At 61.9% G+C, this 14,541-nt stretch carries 19 protein-coding genes; 7 read left to right on the top strand and 12 right to left on the bottom strand.

Annotated elements, in window-relative coordinates:
• Window positions 1-346: 346 nt before the first annotated feature.
• The 8 genes from PJL15_RS00285 to PJL15_RS00250 are packed head-to-tail and all read right to left on the bottom strand — an operon-like array spanning window position 347 to window position 3,633.
• Entirely contained in the window at window positions 347-703 is a 357-nt protein-coding gene (locus PJL15_RS00285) for a hypothetical protein (RefSeq protein WP_281449228.1), read from the bottom strand.
• The gene (locus PJL15_RS00280) at window positions 700-1,260 is read right to left on the bottom strand and encodes a hypothetical protein (RefSeq protein WP_281449227.1); all 561 of its coding nucleotides are present in this window, start codon (window positions 1,258-1,260) and stop codon (window positions 700-702) included. Before PJL15_RS00280 ends, PJL15_RS00285 begins: the two co-directional genes overlap by 4 nt.
• Complete coding sequence (locus PJL15_RS00275; RefSeq protein ID WP_281449226.1) at window positions 1,253-2,020, bottom strand: hypothetical protein; 768 nt, start codon at window positions 2,018-2,020, stop codon at window positions 1,253-1,255. Before PJL15_RS00275 ends, PJL15_RS00280 begins: the two co-directional genes overlap by 8 nt.
• Window positions 2,020-2,205, bottom strand: a complete 186-nt coding sequence (locus PJL15_RS00270; RefSeq protein WP_281449225.1) for a hypothetical protein — start codon at window positions 2,203-2,205, stop codon at window positions 2,020-2,022. The genes PJL15_RS00275 and PJL15_RS00270 overlap by 1 nt, the downstream gene beginning before the upstream one ends.
• A complete protein-coding gene (locus PJL15_RS00265) occupies window positions 2,199-2,372 on the bottom strand; it encodes a hypothetical protein (RefSeq protein WP_281449224.1) in 174 nt (57 codons plus the stop codon). Before PJL15_RS00265 ends, PJL15_RS00270 begins: the two co-directional genes overlap by 7 nt.
• A complete protein-coding gene (locus tag PJL15_RS00260; protein ID WP_281449223.1) occupies window positions 2,369-2,512 on the bottom strand; it encodes a hypothetical protein in 144 nt (47 codons plus the stop codon). Before PJL15_RS00260 ends, PJL15_RS00265 begins: the two co-directional genes overlap by 4 nt.
• The gene (locus PJL15_RS00255) at window positions 2,509-3,306 is read right to left on the bottom strand and encodes a BRO family protein (protein WP_281449222.1); all 798 of its coding nucleotides are present in this window, start codon (window positions 3,304-3,306) and stop codon (window positions 2,509-2,511) included. Before PJL15_RS00255 ends, PJL15_RS00260 begins: the two co-directional genes overlap by 4 nt.
• A 57-nt stretch (window positions 3,307-3,363) precedes the next feature.
• Complete coding sequence (locus PJL15_RS00250; RefSeq protein ID WP_281449221.1) at window positions 3,364-3,633, bottom strand: helix-turn-helix domain-containing protein; 270 nt, start codon at window positions 3,631-3,633, stop codon at window positions 3,364-3,366.
• Between the two features lie 252 nt (window positions 3,634-3,885).
• Here PJL15_RS00250 and PJL15_RS00245 point away from each other — a divergent pair, with 252 nt between their 5' ends.
• The 3 genes from PJL15_RS00245 to PJL15_RS00235 all read left to right on the top strand — a co-directional run bounded on the left by PJL15_RS00245 (window position 3,886) and on the right by PJL15_RS00235 (window position 6,313).
• Window positions 3,886-4,473: a hypothetical protein gene (locus tag PJL15_RS00245; protein ID WP_281449220.1), complete on the top strand. Its 588-nt coding sequence runs from the start codon at window positions 3,886-3,888 to the stop codon at window positions 4,471-4,473.
• Window positions 4,474-5,003: 530 nt separating this feature from the next.
• Window positions 5,004-5,855 (top strand): DUF1828 domain-containing protein, encoded by an 852-nt coding sequence (locus tag PJL15_RS00240; RefSeq protein WP_281449219.1) that lies wholly within the window; start codon window positions 5,004-5,006, stop codon window positions 5,853-5,855.
• A 164-nt stretch (window positions 5,856-6,019) separates the two neighbouring features.
• Complete coding sequence (locus tag PJL15_RS00235) at window positions 6,020-6,313, top strand: hypothetical protein (RefSeq protein WP_281449420.1); 294 nt, start codon at window positions 6,020-6,022, stop codon at window positions 6,311-6,313.
• Window positions 6,314-6,333: 20 nt separating this feature from the next.
• Here PJL15_RS00235 and PJL15_RS00230 read toward each other — a convergent pair whose 3' ends face one another.
• A complete protein-coding gene (locus PJL15_RS00230) occupies window positions 6,334-7,710 on the bottom strand; it encodes a recombinase family protein (RefSeq protein ID WP_281449218.1) in 1,377 nt (458 codons plus the stop codon).
• Window positions 7,711-7,794: 84 nt separating this feature from the next.
• Here PJL15_RS00230 and PJL15_RS00225 point away from each other — a divergent pair, with 84 nt between their 5' ends.
• Together PJL15_RS00225 and holA are read left to right on the top strand one after the other, a co-directional pair.
• Entirely contained in the window at window positions 7,795-8,682 is an 888-nt protein-coding gene (locus PJL15_RS00225; RefSeq protein ID WP_432443778.1) for a ComEC/Rec2 family competence protein, read from the top strand.
• Window positions 8,601-9,617 (top strand): DNA polymerase III subunit delta, encoded by a 1,017-nt coding sequence (holA, locus tag PJL15_RS00220; RefSeq protein WP_281449217.1) that lies wholly within the window; start codon window positions 8,601-8,603, stop codon window positions 9,615-9,617. Before PJL15_RS00225 ends, holA begins: the two co-directional genes overlap by 82 nt.
• Window positions 9,618-9,747: 130 nt before the next feature.
• Here holA and rpsT read toward each other — a convergent pair whose 3' ends face one another.
• Together rpsT and PJL15_RS00210 are read right to left on the bottom strand one after the other, a co-directional pair.
• On the bottom strand, window positions 9,748-10,008 hold the full coding sequence (gene rpsT / locus PJL15_RS00215; protein WP_207593645.1) for a 30S ribosomal protein S20: 261 nt from the start codon (window positions 10,006-10,008) through the stop codon (window positions 9,748-9,750).
• A gap of 167 nt (window positions 10,009-10,175) precedes the next feature.
• The gene (locus PJL15_RS00210) at window positions 10,176-10,712 is read right to left on the bottom strand and encodes a type II toxin-antitoxin system PemK/MazF family toxin (RefSeq protein ID WP_281449216.1); all 537 of its coding nucleotides are present in this window, start codon (window positions 10,710-10,712) and stop codon (window positions 10,176-10,178) included.
• A gap of 160 nt (window positions 10,713-10,872) precedes the next feature.
• On the opposite strand from PJL15_RS00210, the gene lepA reads away from it, so the two are divergent.
• Window positions 10,873-12,726 (top strand): translation elongation factor 4, encoded by a 1,854-nt coding sequence (gene lepA / locus PJL15_RS00205; protein ID WP_281449215.1) that lies wholly within the window; start codon window positions 10,873-10,875, stop codon window positions 12,724-12,726.
• Window positions 12,727-13,956: a radical SAM family heme chaperone HemW gene (gene hemW, locus PJL15_RS00200; RefSeq protein WP_281449214.1), complete on the top strand. Its 1,230-nt coding sequence runs from the start codon at window positions 12,727-12,729 to the stop codon at window positions 13,954-13,956.
• Window positions 13,957-14,014: 58 nt separating this feature from the next.
• Here hemW and PJL15_RS00195 read toward each other — a convergent pair whose 3' ends face one another.
• Window positions 14,015-14,428, bottom strand: coding sequence for a DUF4870 domain-containing protein (locus PJL15_RS00195; RefSeq protein ID WP_018777707.1), 414 nt, complete (start codon window positions 14,426-14,428; stop codon window positions 14,015-14,017).
• Window positions 14,429-14,541 lie beyond the last annotated feature (113 nt).

Below are 14,541 nucleotides of genomic sequence, written 5' to 3'. Positions count from 1 at the left end.
AGCGCCGTACGGGAACCGTCGACCTCAAGTCGCCATCGGCAACGTGACCAGTCCTCAATTGGTGTGAGGTCTGGGTGTTCCCCGATTCCGAGGCGGAACCCGCGGCCGGCGGCTTCGATGGGGTGGGCCTCCATGTATCCGTGGCATTGGGTGGTGCCTGTTCCGCATACGGTTATCAAGTTGGCGGGGCCGTTTATCCAGGCCTGCTTCGAACCGCCCATGCCGCGCGCCCGCCGGTGCTGCAGTGAGTACCAGCCGCTGCTGGTGTCGACGTGGGAGCCGCACCACTGGCAGGTGGACTCGTCGCGTTTTATGACCATTCGCCGGGTCTTCGATGTTGGGCCGCTCATTCTCCACGCCCCGCGACCTGGTACATGGCCCGGACGCTGGCGCCGATGGACTGGTACGCGCGCAGCTCAGATTCCAGAGCCTTGGCCAGCCTGTCCGCATATTTGTAGGCGGCGTCAGCGACGTCCCGGGCGCCGCGAGTCTCAGCCGTGGCCAAGTCGGCTGCGTAGCGCTTCTCATGGGCTGCGCCCTTGTGCTCCATGTACGCGGCGGCGTAGGCCAGGTCATGGTTCCGGTCGGCGGTCATGAAGGTGATGTACCGCTCGTTGCAGACAGCCGCTGATTTAGCGATCCTCTCGCTGATTTCGCGTATGCGTTGCTCAATGGCAACAGGGTTCAGTACCTCGTTACTCATGGTCGCCCGCCGATCTGCGGGAGGTTTGGGTCGAGCTGCAGCGGGATCCCGCCGTCACGCCACGCCTGCACAAGGGAGAGGCCCTTGTCTTTGGCCGTGTATGTGACGGTGAACTTTGTGGGATCGCCAGGCAGGCGGTGTTCGATGCCGTCCACGAGTTCGCCCTCATCGGTGATGAAGGCGTCGCCGGCGAGCTTGCAGTCCGTAGCGATGTGCTCCAGCGCGGAGGGCTTCACCCTCACCTCGGTCCAGCCCTCGACGGGCGGGTGCTCCACCGTTTCGATGAGGTCCGGCCGGTGTTTACGGCACCAGTCCAGGAGCGCGCCGGGGTCAGTCACCACCGTCTCGGCTTTGGGCTCGGTCAGGGTGATCTGGGCAACCTTGTCACCGTCCGGGTTGAACACGCTGAAGGACTTGTTCCCGGTCTCCTTGTACTGGGTGACGAGGTCCGTCAGTGCGGTCTCGCGTCCGATCTTGTTGGCGTCCACGATCACGGACGTCATAGCGTTCATGACGGCCGTGCGCAGGGTCTTCTCTTTGAAAGTCAGTTCAGGCATTGGTTACCGTCCCCTCGATAGGTGTGCATTCTTGAATTGCCGCGTCGACGGCCGCCATGTAATGAGGTGGGGCTCCGGCTCGCCCGGCCATTGCCCGGAGCGCGGCCAGCCGATCCGCGTCGCCCCGGGCGTCGATGAGTGACTGCTGCCAGTCGACGCTTGGGGGCTGTTGTTGTGGTTGCTGCTGTGGGGGGCGCTGCTGGGTGAGCTCGACGTCGTGGTCTTCTTCCGCGATCTTCTTGGCCGCGGCTGCCTCCGACTTGGACCAGAGATAAGTGCCGACACCGAAGCGCATGGCCGCGTTACGGATGAAGTCACCAATGGTTTCCTTGATGGCGTTCGGGCCGCTGTTACGCCCGGGGTCGCCGAAGCCGATACGCGTCACGCCGAGCACCGTCATGCGCGCCCACATCCCACCATCAGAAAGCAGGGGAGTGCCAGCGGTTGACAGAGCGAATGGCTCCCAGTGCCACAACGGATCCACAGCGTTCAGCCGGTCAGTGATCCCGGCGTGCCCTACGTAGTCCAGGTGCATCGAGCGGGCATGCCAGCCGCCACAGTAGAAACCGTCAGCCGAGTAGCGGGACCCTTGTTCACACTTGCCTCGGTCGTCGTCGTTCTTCCGAACCTGCTTGGGCAGTTTCTCGATCTCATCCGAGGTGAACGGCTTGGACAGCAGGGCCAGGCGTTCGTTGTACTCAGCCGCGGGCATCTGGCGCCCATCGGGCAATTGCACCAGGTCTGATTCCTTCGCAACCATCAGCGCTCTCCCTTGCGCCAGGCATCGGCATCGTCAGATGCGCGCTGATCGTTAGCGTCTGCAAGCGCGTCGTGGTCGATGTCATCGGGTTGTTCGAGCATGCGGTCGTGGTGTCGGGCTGGGATGATGGCGAGACCGGCGAAGATCGCCCCGACGAACACCACCAGGAATGGGCCGTTCAGCATGAGGCCTGCTTCGACCAGAGGTCCACGGTGGCTATGGCCTCACGGAACGTGTCGTGAAGCTCGCACTGTGGTTTGCCTGTTTTCGGGTTGAGGCGGTCGGCCCACCAGTGCCTGTACTCCTTGACGATGCGGGGCTTCGCCGTCAGTAGCTTGTGACGGAGTCTCATTCCGCCACCAGCCGGCCGTACGTGCGCCGGATGACCTGTGCTTGGGCCGCACTCAGTGGGGGATACCCGGCCTTCCGGATCCTCTCCAGCTGACGGTTCACAAGTTCCTGTTCCTTCGGGGTGAATGGTGACTTTTTCATGCCGTGAGTTCCTTCGTGCTGGCGCCGTATAGGCGGGTGATGGCGGACGCGCCGGCCGGGGTGAATTTGAGGGTGTGCATGACCTCGCCCCCACGGAAGCGAGGGGCCTCGTGACTGAGCACGGGCTGGAAGTAGGGCTTCTTGTCCGCGTAGGCCGAGTAGCGTTTGCGCGTGACCTTCTTGCCCTGGGTGCTGGACCAGCTCTCATCTGTTTGGCAGTAGATCCACTTCTTCGCTGTCAGGTACTGGCGGAGTTCTTGCTCTCCGACGTCGAGACTCGCCGCGACGGTCCGGAAGCTCAGGAGGTCGTGTTCGGCCACGAACTGATCCACGTAGGTGACCTTCGGGGCTGCGGCTTCGATTTGCAGCGCCTGGGTTTGGATCTGGAAGTCCTTTTCAGCCATGGTTGCCTGCGCTTCAAGGAGCGCCGCGGCGAGCAGCTGCTTGCCGGTCAGGGCTGGGCTGCCTCCGAATGAGCCCGTCTTGCGGATCTCTGGCAGAACCTCACCGGTGATCCAACGCCGGAACGCCACAGCCTCTGGCTTGTCTGATCGGATGACGACTTCGTACATGCCGGGTTCGCTCACGAGTATCGTGTGCTGCGTGCGCCCAAGGCTGTCAGCGATGGGGTACGTCTGACGTACCCCGTCTTCGAGACGATCCCCGACTTGTGCGGCGCCTCGGACCAAGCCGAGCACTTTGCACAGATCGCTGAGCACAAACCATGGATCGTTCTCGATAAGAACGGTTCGAACGATCTGTTCCCCGTAACTAAAAGGCTTGACTAGTGCCACGAATTTTCTCCTGTCGGTATGTCCGGCTTATTGCCTGCGATGGCCGGCGGCTCACGGCTACAGAACCGCCATCTGACGCGTGGAGCCTGCCGCGTTTGTCATTCGATGCACGCGAGAGTCCCCTTTGCGGGTGAAGAGCTCGTCGACATCCCGCTTGAGCCACTTGGAGATCTGCGTGGCCAGGTCTTCCGAGCACTGCCGCATGACTCCCGTCTCCAGGGCTGAGATGGCCGCTTGACTGCAATTGCAAAGCGTCGCCAGCTGACGTTGGTTGAATCCCTCCCGGAGGCGGCGCTCTTTGAGCCGCTCGCGGCTGATTGGTTGCATGTAGATTTCCCTCCTCAATCGCTGTTTAGGGCGGCGATAGTGGGGGAGCGGTGACCGCTCCGTTCCTTGATGTATGTACATGTTTACTCCCCTAGAACTCGTTTGACAAGTAGAGCTTGCCGCAATTGTCAGCTACTTGTCAACACGCCCAACCCGGATGCGTTGGGAGGCGGGGAATCTAGACGGTTTACTTGTATCTGAAACTCTATTTAGAGCTTCAACAAGTAGTACAACTGCCGCAAGGATTGAGCCATGGAAAGCACCCACCTCACGCTGCGTCAGATCGCCCAGATGGCGACTGACAACAACGGGGGAGCGAAAGGTCGAGAACTCGACCGCATCGCGAAGAGCAAGGGACTGACGCTCTCCTACACGACGGTCAACAAGATCATTGCCGGCACCTATACCTCGCGACCTGGAGTCAAGACTGTGGAAGCCTTGGCCAAGCTCGCCGGGGTGCCTGTTGCGGAAGCGTTTCGAGCGGCCGGCCTTGAGCCGCCGCAGGCTTCCTTGGCTCAGCAGCTGCCCCCCGAGGCGGATACGCTGACGCCTGAGCAGCGCCGCGTGGTGATTGATCTGACCCGTGTGTTCATCAAGCAGAACCGTCTGGTTCATGAACTGCGGCAGGAGGTGGTGGGCAATGCAGATCATCCCGCCCCCATGAACCGAGCAGGGGAGAGCCCTGCTAAACGGCATCTAACACCCGTGGACGACCAAGCCATCCCGCTCCCGGACAACTGGGAAGACATGGCGGCCTACAAAGGCCCAACCAGCCACCGCGACCGCGAACGCGAATGGTCCGAACGTGGAGAGGGGTCACAGGAAGGTCCGGCAGACTAAATGGACGACAGGATGATCGCGCTCATTTCGTCTGGCGCCGCAAATCTGGCTGTAAATGACCGCGTCCGGTGGCGACCTAAGCCCTCATCTTATGAATTTTCACTCAACGTCAAGAATGACATGGGCCGGCGCATCGTTCTCCTTGGTCAGCAATGTCATAAGAAGCCGCACGCCGTCGCGTTCGCTCTGCATTGCACGGAAAGTACCGTCGGAAATCTATTCCGTCTTTGCGTGAGAGACCGACACCGCAATCGGAGAAGCGACGGAGTGCGGCACGAGGGCACCCATCTTCACCGTTGGACCAGTGAGCATCGAGATGAGCAGGCCATTGCCCCATTTGTCCCGCCGTGGCCGCCAATGGGTTGGGAGGACGACTCCCGGACCCCGATGTCTGACGATCACCTTCGATTGATCTTCCAACAGTTCTGTCAGATGATGCATGTAACCTGTGACGTAGATGCGATCTGGCAGCCAAAACCCGCGGCCGAGTTTCCTGAATTCCTCAAGCTTCCTGACGGAGAGGAGATACCGTGACAGACTGCACGATTCTCAACCCCGCTATGGAGTCCTTGCGGGCCGAGTTCAGCTGTTCGCGGAGCTTCGACTCGACCACGCTAGTGGTCGCTACAGGTCGGTACTACTCCGACGGCGATCCAGTTGAGGTTTATGTCAGGCCGCAGCCGGACAAAGATCGCCTGGCAGTCAGCGACGGCGGTCTCACCTTTTCGCGCAGGTCCCTATACGCCGCCGAAGAGCTAAGCCGGACGGCCAAATCACTCTGGGACGACATCATTCAGGACTTCGGTGTTCTGGAATTCTCGGATCGGATCTATGCGACCGGACCTGTGTCCGCTGCAGCTGATCTCATTGGCCGAATCGCTGATGTTTGCTTGGCGCTCGACAGTGTGCGTCTGCTAAGCGATGGCTCCCGTCGGACATTTGCTTCCACGTTGAGCACCTGGCTGAAGGACGAAGCTGGATTCAACATCAAGACCGAGAGTTCAGTGAGCGATCGATTTGGCAACAAGCAGAAGTTCACGGCCATCGTTGAGGCGCCCGACCGCGAGATACTGGTTCAAGCTGCTGGAGGCCGGGGGGTCCAAGATCTGAAGAGACCGGCTGAACACGCGTACTTTGCCTTTACAGGGCTCAATGCGGAGCAGTGGCCCATGGATGCGAGGCTTATTGTTGTCGAGCATCTCGTTCCGAAAACGGACAACCAGCGCCGGGCCGCCCGCGGCCTCATTGACAGGCTGTCCGAAGTTGCCCATGTCGCGTCGTTCGAGCAGCAGTTGAGTCTCTCGGCGTTTATCCGCAGGGGAAGTGACGGCCAGCGTGACCTAGTCACCAACACCTACGGCCAAACATCTTCCTGGGGATAGACAAGCAAATCGGCCCAAGTTGCGTCACAAATCACTGTTGGGACGCACTTCTCAGAGTGTTCCATCCTTGGGAGATTTTGAAGCATAGGCCCGGCATTCAGGTTTCATGGGTTGTCATGCCCGACGGCGCCCCCGGCCGCACCAACGGCCGTGACATTATCTGGTTGGACCGTGCCCTCGGTCAGGTCGAGCGCCGCTGCACGCTCACTCACGAGCTCGTCCATATTGAGCGGGGCCATACCAGCTGCCAACCGGCCGCCGTGGAAAAGGCGGTTCGAGTGGAAGCAGCTCGGCGCTTGATTCGTCTTGATGACCTTGCCGAGCAACTCGCCTGGTCCGGATCGCTCACGGAACTCGCGGAGGAACTCTGGGTAACCGAGGAAGTGCTGCTTGACAGACTCACGTCCCTCACGTCAGCAGAATGGGCCACCCTAAAGACTGTCGAAGCGCAGACCTGAGGCCATCGTCCGGGAACAGGCTACGGCAGCCAGGTGATCTCTATAAGGGAAGGGTCGAACGTCGAGTGCCCGCGCCCGGCCCGGAGGATCCGCACCTTCATCATGGCCCGCACAATTTCCCGCTGTTCGGTGAGTTCAAAGTCATCCCAACCCGCGACGATGCGCTCCGCGTCAAGGGCTTTTGCCTTGGGCTTTGAGGCTGCCGCAATCGCCTGCCGTTTCGACTGCACCTGATCAAGTATGGAGGTTTCCACGCGAGCAAGGCCCTGGGGTGTCAGGGATCCCTCAGCGGCCTGCTGGTAGAAGCCGTTGAGGCGGGCCTCGAGCGCATTGATTTCATCCAGCAGGGGAGAGGTGTCATCGTCGGCGACGGCCGCCGCTGCGTCCATCACTGCTTTCTCCTGGAGCTTCTCCAGTAAGGCATGGACAACATACGAGTCCGTCTTCTCAACATTCCTCGATGCGCAGTAATTGACCCGGCACTGGTACTGGTTCTTGCCGCGCGTGTGCCGCCGGACCATGGATCCATCACAGACGCCACAAGTCGCAATGCCCGTCAGCAGCTGCGCCGGGTCGCTACCGCGTTGGGTCGTGCGTGCCGGGTCGTTGAGGATGCCCTGCAGGGCGTGGAACGTTTCCCGGTCGATCACAGGCTCCCATGCTGCGTCACCGATGATCTTTCCCTGATACACACGGTACCCGGCGAGGGTTGGGGACTTCAGCAGTTCAGTGAGGCGTGCCGGCGCCCAAGCCGTGGATTGGCTCATCAGGCCGAGGGCTCTGAGGTGCTGGGCGATCTTCCGCATGGACTCGCCAGCCAGCACGCGGCGGGCCGCCTCCTGAATTATCGGTGCCTGTTCAGGGTGCGGGTACTGGCGAATCAAAGCGCCCGTGGCGTTGTCGTACTCACGGGCATACCCGTAAGGGATCTTCCCGTGCGGCTTGCCCGTTGCCGCCGTCTGCCGCATCGCGCGCATGATCCGTTCACGGGTCTGGTCCGACTCCCGCTCACTGATGAGTGCGTCCAGGCCGGTGCTGAACGCGTCATCGGGCCGGGAGAGGTCATAGAGTTTCCCGGAGTAGCACCACTGCACGCCGGCCGCCCTGCAGACCGCCCGGAGGGCTACGTACACTTCGAGGTCGCGTGTGGCGCGGGAGGCCTCCCACGTCACAACGACGTCGAACTTCTTGACTGCGATGTCCGCCATGAGCTGGTCAAAGTGCGGGCGGTTCTTCCGGGCATAGCGGGAGGCGGACCTGTCATTGTCCGTGTAGATGGCTGCCGCTTCCCATCCTCGGCGCTCTACCTCGGCGCGGCACTCTTGCTCCTGGGAGCTGACTGAGCGCGCATTTGCGGTGCGGTCGACAGAGACACGCGTATAGATGGCAGCCTTCATAACCACGACACTAACATTTGGCTCTTCACACACCTGACGGCTGTCAGTGGTGCCAATTGCAGCCTCGTCCTGGGAGGATTCATCTTGCTGGCCCGGTTGCTCAGGCTGTCCCGCCCGCTGGCTGGTGTCTTTGCTGCCTGCGGTTTGGCGGGATTTGTTGTCATGGTTGGTCCGGACCCGAGTGTCCTGCGGGCCGCCGTCATGGGAGCTGTGGGCTTGGCTGCCATGATCGGCGGCTTGCGGGGGCGTTCGCTAACCTTCCTTTGTGTTGCTACGGCAATTCTGTTGCTGCTGGACCCGGCCATGGCTGCGAGCGTGGGGTTTCTCCTTTCGGTGCTGGCAACCCTCGGCATCGTGCTGATGGCCAGCCGTATTGCATCGTGGATACCTTCAATCGTCCCTCGATGGATCGCCGCCGGGGTGGCCGTCCCTCTGTCTGCACAGCTCTTTTGCGGACCGGTCATCGTGGCACTTCAGCCGCAATTCACTCCATACGCATTCATCGCCAACGTGGTGGCTGGACCCTTGGTAGCGCCGGTGACCATTCTGGGAACCATCGCCGTGCCGTTGACGGCGTTCGCGCCCTGGCTGGCGGTGGTGCCTGTTGCAGTCGCCGGTGGGTGTGCAGCGGCTGTTGCCGGTGTCTCCAGGTTCTTTGCGGGTCTGCCCGGGGCCGCGCTGCCGTGGGCCGAAGGCCCGGCCGGTATCGCTGCCATGGTGGTGTGCTCCGCAGTCACCCTCCTGGCGGTCTGGATGTCGTTGCAGCCGGAGCCATTACTGGCGCGCGTCATGCTGCTGCATGGTCGTGTGGTCTCGATCTTGGAGCACGTGGCCCGGCACAGGCATGGCAGACTTGATATCTGCAAGGAATCGTCCGGAAGGAAACACCAGTGGCTGCTGCCCAAAACACCCGGGCCAAGAGCACCGCGGCCAACAGCGTCAGCTGGCGCGACGCCAACCCGGCCGCCGTAGTGCTGATAACAGGGCCGGAAGAATATCTTGGTATCCGCGCCATGGACCGGATCCGCACCCAGGTGCGGACCGCCACGCCGGATGTAGAGCTCAGCCGTCTCAATGCCGGCCCCTACGAGTCAGGGACGCTGGCGATGACTGTCACGCCGTCCCTCTTTGGGGAGGGCAAGCTCATTGAGGTCGAGGGCCTTGAGGCCATGAACGATGCGTTCCTGGCAGATGGCCTGGCGTATCTTCAGCACCCTGATCAGGATGTTGTCCTTGTCCTCCGCCACTCCGGTGGAGTGCGCGGCAAGAAGTTGCTGGATGCTGTGAAGGCCGGGGGATGGCCGGTCATCGACTGCCAGCCCTTGAAGAAGGACGCTGACAAGACCGCGTTCGTTGTCTCCGAGTTCAAGGCCGGCGGCCGCCGGATTGAAGGCGAAGCCGTCCAGGCGTTGGTGAACGCCGTAGGCGCGAACCTTTCGGAACTGGCGTCAGCGTGTGGCCAACTCATTGCCGATGCCACCACCGCTGTGACAGCGGAAACCGTGGAGCGCTACTACGGTGGGCGGGTGGAAGCCACAGCTTTCAAGGTCGCCGATGCCGCCATGGCTGGCAACGGACCAGTGGCCCTGTCCACGCTTCGCCACGCGCTGGCAACCGGCGTCGATCCCGTTCCTCTGGTTGCGGCCCTCGCCGCCAAGCTTCGGACCCTCGCGAAAGTTGCCGGGGCGAATGGGTCTTCCGCCACGATCGCCAGGAACCTGGGAATGCAGCCGTGGCTGGTGGAGCAGGCCCAACGCGACGTGCGTCGGTGGACACCCGAGGGCCTGATCCGTTCCATCCAGGTCATTGCCGAAGCAGACGCCCAGGTCAAAGGTGAGTCGCGCGATCCGGTCTACGCCGTTGAACACGCAGTGACGGTGATCGCCACCTCAGCCAGTCGTCGCTGAACCGCCAGAATGCGACCGGGCAGGCAGCGACCGGGCAGAAAGCGACCGGGGAAACACTGGTTGTTAAACCCAAAGGCCGGCACCCAATGGGTGCCGGCCTTTTGATCAGCTCAGTCGAACTGGAAAAACCTTAGAGTGCGTTGACCTTCTTGGAGATCGCCGACTTGCGGTTTGCAGCGTTGTTCTTGTGAATAACGCCCTTGCTGACAGCCTTGTCCAGCTTGCGGCTGGCAGCAGCAAGCGCAGTTCCAGCAGCATCCTTGTCAGCAGACTCAACGGCGGTGTTGACGGCGCGGATGGCCGTCTTCAGCTCGGACTTGACAGCGTTGTTACGCAGGCGAGCCTTCTCGTTGGTGAGGATGCGCTTCTTCTGGGACTTGATATTAGCCACGTATGAACTCTCTTTTTAATGCGGAAATGGTCTAGAGGGTTTTCAGGTTGGCCATCGACTGAGCGGCGTGGGGATGCCTATGGCAGCCAACCATGAGTGGCCGTCGACCTGCACGGACACACAGCTATAAAGGATAGCAGATAACGCGGGCGAACGGAGACCCGGGCTCAGTGCCTGCTTTGTTGGGACTGGAGGCCCCGGCAAACGTCCTGGAATTGCCGTTTCCCCAAGACAGCCCCTTCGCGCCGGACAGCCTTGGGGTCCAGTCGGATGATGCGTTGCACATTGACCTCGCTGGGACGGCCCTGCCGATCCCATGGTCCCGCGCCAATATCGACGTAGTTATTCGCCCTTGACCCGTTGTCGTGGTCCTTCGAGGTCAACATCAACCCAAGCAACCATTCTCCGTCACGCCCGATCAGAAGCACGGGCCGGTCCTTGCCCTGCGAGTGGTCCTCTTCATAGGGGACCCAGCCCCACACGATTTCGCCAGGATCCGGCTTGCCATCCGGCTTGGGGGAGTAGCTGGGCCTGATGGCCCCACTAAAGTCGCCTGGGTAAGCGCCCGGTAATTGTCCGACGGCGGTACGCCGGGCGGGCTTCCTCGTCACGGGCTGCGGGGCGGCGGTTTTTGAACCGGCACCTCCCAATGCCCTGAGTGAACGCAACAGGAATTTGCCCAGGGGGCGCACGTCGAAAGCCATAAGAACACGCTACATCCGTCGCCGGCCAGCAACAGGGTACGCAATGTACGGCGAAGCGCCGGTTCGTGGGAGACTAGAGGATCAGATGCGCGGCGTGTTCGGGCTGGCTTATGCCCAGTTCCGGGATTTGCCGTGTGAGTGTCGACAGTAAGGATCCTGCGTGTCTCCCATGGCCCGCACCGCACCGGTGCCCGCCGCAACAGATCCGGCCATCATCCGGAACTTCTGCATCATTGCCCACATTGACCACGGTAAGTCCACCCTGGCCGACCGCATGCTGCAGTTCACCGGCGTCGTTCAGCAACGCGACATGAAGGCCCAGTATCTGGACCGCATGGACATTGAACGCGAGCGTGGCATCACCATCAAATCCCAGGCCGTCCGCATGCCTTGGGAACTTGATGGCGCCAGCTACGCCTTGAACATGATCGACACTCCGGGCCACGTTGACTTCACTTATGAGGTTTCCCGATCCCTGGCAGCTTGCGAGGGCGCAGTTCTGCTCGTGGACGCGGCGCAAGGTATCGAAGCCCAGACGTTGGCCAACCTGTATCTGGCGATGGAAAACAACCTCACCATCATCCCGGTCTTGAACAAGATCGACCTCCCGGCGGCCCAGCCGGAGAAGTACGCGGCCGAGCTCGCCAACCTCATCGGTGGCGATCCGGAAGACGTGCTCAAGGTTTCCGGTAAGACAGGCGTTGGCGTGGAAGCGCTGCTGGACAAGATCGTCCGCGACCTTCCGGCACCTGTTGGCGATCCTGATGCTCCTGCCCGGGCCATGATCTTTGACTCCGTGTACGACACCTACCGTGGCGTCGTCACCTATGTTCGTGTGGTGGATGGCATGCTCCATCCCCGCGAACGTATCCAGATGATGTCCACCCGCGCCACACACGAACTCCTCGAAATCGGTGTGAGCTCCCCGGAGCCGACGCCGTCGAAGGGCTTGGGCGTGGGCGAGGTCGGCTACTTGATCACGGGTGTGAAGGATGTCCGTCAGTCCAAGGTGGGCGACACCGTCACCAACCTGGCCAAGCCGGCGTCGGAATCCCTTAGCGGCTACGCCGACGCAAAGCCGATGGTCTTCTCCGGTCTTTACCCCTTGGACGGCACAGACTACCCAGTACTCCGCGATGCGCTGGAGAAGCTGATGCTCAACGACGCCGCCTTGGTCTACGAGCCTGAGACCTCAGCCGCTCTGGGCTTTGGCTTCCGCGTGGGCTTCCTTGGGTTGTTGCACCTCGAGATCACCCGTGAGCGGTTGGAACGCGAGTACAACCTGGATCTGATCTCCACTGCACCCAACGTGGAGTACGAGGTCACCCTGGAAGACAAGCGGGTTGTCCACGTGACCAACCCCAGCGAGTACCCCACGGGAAAGATCTCCGAAGTCCGCGAGCCTATGGTGTCCGCTACCGTCCTGGCGCCCAACGAGTTTGTCGGGGCCATCATGGAACTGTGCCAGAGCCGCCGCGGCCAGATGAAGGGCATGGACTACCTGTCCGAGGACCGGGTCGAGCTCCGGTACTGGATCCCGCTGGCCGAAATCGTGTTCGACTTCTTCGACCTCCTGAAGTCCAAGACGCGCGGTTATGCGTCGCTGGATTGGAAGGCCGACGGCGAGCAGGTCGCCGACCTCGTCAAGGTCGACATCCTGCTCCAAGGCGAACAAGTGGATGCTTTCAGCGCCATCACGCACCGCGACAAGGCCTACGCCTACGGTGTCATGATGACCGGAAAGCTCCGCGAGCTCATTCCCCGGCAGCAGTTCGAGGTGCCCATCCAGGCAGCCATTGGCTCCCGGATCATCGCCCGCGAGAGCATCCGGGCCATCCGCAAGGACGTTCTTGCCAAGTGCTACGGCGGTGACATCACCCGTAAGCGCAAGCTGCTCGAGAAGCAGAAAGAGGGCAAGAAGCGTATGAAGATGGTGGGCCGCGTCGAGGTGCCCCAGGAAGCCTTCATCGCAGCGCTGACCACTGACGAGTCCAAGGACAAGGCCAAGAAGTAAATGCCCAGCGTCCTACCTTTGGGCGATCCGGCACCTGCGGATGGATTATTGCCGCCGCAGGTGCTGGAGGGCGTCGAACAACGTAAATTCGGGCTCTACGTGCACATCCCGTTTTGTGCCGTGCGGTGCGGATACTGTGACTTCAACACCTACACCGCCACCGAGCTCGGCGGCGGGGCATCCCAGGACGCCTACGCTGCCACTGCCGTGTCCGAACTCGGCTTCGCGGCCACGGCCCTTGAGGCTTCGGGCATTCCGCGCCGGCCTATGAGCACGGTATTCTTCGGCGGTGGCACGCCAACCCTCCTACCCGCCGCGGACCTCGCGCAGATCCTGCGCGCCGCCGTCGGGCATTGGGGCCTTGAGCCTGGCGCAGAGGTGACCACGGAGGCCAATCCGGACTCCGTGACGCCCGAATCCCTGAAAATACTGGCAGAGGCCGGCTTTACCCGCGTGTCCTTCGGCATGCAGTCCGCCGTTCCGCACGTTTTAAAAGTGCTGGACCGTACGCACACCCCCAGCCGGGTACCCCTCGTGGTGCAGTGGGCCCGCGAGGCGGGACTCTCTGTCAGCCTGGATCTTATTTATGGGACGCCGGGGGAGTCCATGGAGGACTGGGAGTTCTCACTCAAGACAGCTCTGTCCTACGGACCGGACCACATCAGCGCCTATGCGCTGATCGTGGAGGACGGCACCAAGCTTGCCGCGCAGATAAGGCGCGGCCAAGTGCCAGGAATCGACGACGACGATCACGCCGCCAAGTACGAGATGGCGGACAAGATGATCTCGGCGGCGGGCCTGGACTGGTACGAGGTCAGCAACTGGTCAAGGACGCCGGAGCAGGCTTGCCGGCACAACCTGGCCTATTGGCGTGGAGATGATTGGTGGGGGATCGGCCCTGGTGCGCACTCCCACATGGGTGGCGTCCGGTGGTGGAACGTTAAGCACCCCACGGCGTACGCATCCCGGTTGGGTGCAGGAACCTCACCTGCCGCCGGACGCGAAACGCTCGACGCCGGCACGCGGGAAGTCGAGCGGATCATGCTGGAGGCGCGGCTCGGGACGGGTCTGGCAGTGGATGCCCTGGATTCGATTGGCCGCCACGCGATGGCGGGCCTTATTGCAGATGAACTGGTCGATCCCGTTCAGGCGTTCAAAGGGCGGCTGGTGCTTACTTTGAAGGGCCGCTTGCTCGCTGACGCCGTAGTACGCAGAATCCTGCCTGACTAAGACTCCGGCTCTGCTCGCCTTACTGGGCCGCCGTCGCTCGTGCGGGCGGCCCGGGAGCCTACTTGATCCAGCGAAGGTTGAAGCGGTAGCGGTGCGGCTGGCCGTGGTTGACCCGGATACCCGCGGAGACAGAGAAGCACGTCAGCGCTACCCAGATGCCGGTGGCGATCACCGCAAAGATGTTTCCCACAACAGGCAGCAGTACCAGGATGTTGGCCAGGACGGCGGCGATCGTGGGAGGCAGGGTGAAGTTCAGGGCTTCCTTGGATTCCTGCGCTGTGAACGGGCCACGGTCGCGGAAGATCAAGTAGATCAAGAGTGCCGGCAAGCATCCCAGGATGCCGCCGAAGTGCGCCAAAGTGGCCCACTGCCTGTCTTCACTGGCCGTCAATGGGAGCGCGTTGGCAGGGGCGCCATGGTACTGGGGCCGGCCTGCGGCGCTGCCCGGTTCTTCAGGAGCGTTATCTGCCACGGTGTCTTCCCTTTGCTTTAAATGCTTTAAAGATGCTGCGGTGTTGCTGTCCAAGAATACCGGCCCGCACGTCCTTCCCGGGACCAACGCCCCGGAAGGGTGCGAGATCCTGA

Origin of the sequence: Paenarthrobacter nitroguajacolicus (assembly GCF_029952445.1) — a bacterium.
GTDB lineage: Bacteria > Actinomycetota > Actinomycetes > Actinomycetales > Micrococcaceae > Arthrobacter > Arthrobacter nitroguajacolicus_B.
Note: the sequence above shows the minus strand (reverse complement) of the source record. Positions and strands in the feature narration are given on the sequence as shown.

Bases quoted from the DNA above. Each gene is read 5' to 3' on its own strand.
- PJL15_RS00285 (WP_281449228.1), bottom strand. From the start codon at position 703: ATGAGTAACGAGGTACTGAACCCTGTTGCCATTGAGCAACGCATACGC.
- PJL15_RS00280 (WP_281449227.1), bottom strand. From the start codon at position 1,260: ATGCCTGAACTGACTTTCAAAGAGAAGACCCTGCGCACGGCCGTCATG.
- PJL15_RS00275 (WP_281449226.1), bottom strand. From the start codon at position 2,020: ATGGTTGCGAAGGAATCAGACCTGGTGCAATTGCCCGATGGGCGCCAG.
- PJL15_RS00270 (WP_281449225.1), bottom strand. From the start codon at position 2,205: ATGCTGAACGGCCCATTCCTGGTGGTGTTCGTCGGGGCGATCTTCGCC.
- PJL15_RS00265 (WP_281449224.1), bottom strand. From the start codon at position 2,372: ATGAGACTCCGTCACAAGCTACTGACGGCGAAGCCCCGCATCGTCAAG.
- PJL15_RS00260 (WP_281449223.1), bottom strand. From the start codon at position 2,512: ATGAAAAAGTCACCATTCACCCCGAAGGAACAGGAACTTGTGAACCGT.
- PJL15_RS00250 (WP_281449221.1), bottom strand. From the start codon at position 3,633: ATGCAACCAATCAGCCGCGAGCGGCTCAAAGAGCGCCGCCTCCGGGAG.
- PJL15_RS00245 (WP_281449220.1), top strand. From the start codon at position 3,886: ATGGAAAGCACCCACCTCACGCTGCGTCAGATCGCCCAGATGGCGACT.
- PJL15_RS00230 (WP_281449218.1), bottom strand. From the start codon at position 7,710: ATGAAGGCTGCCATCTATACGCGTGTCTCTGTCGACCGCACCGCAAAT.
- PJL15_RS00210 (WP_281449216.1), bottom strand. From the start codon at position 10,712: ATGGCTTTCGACGTGCGCCCCCTGGGCAAATTCCTGTTGCGTTCACTC.
- hemW (WP_281449214.1), top strand. From the start codon at position 12,727: ATGCCCAGCGTCCTACCTTTGGGCGATCCGGCACCTGCGGATGGATTA.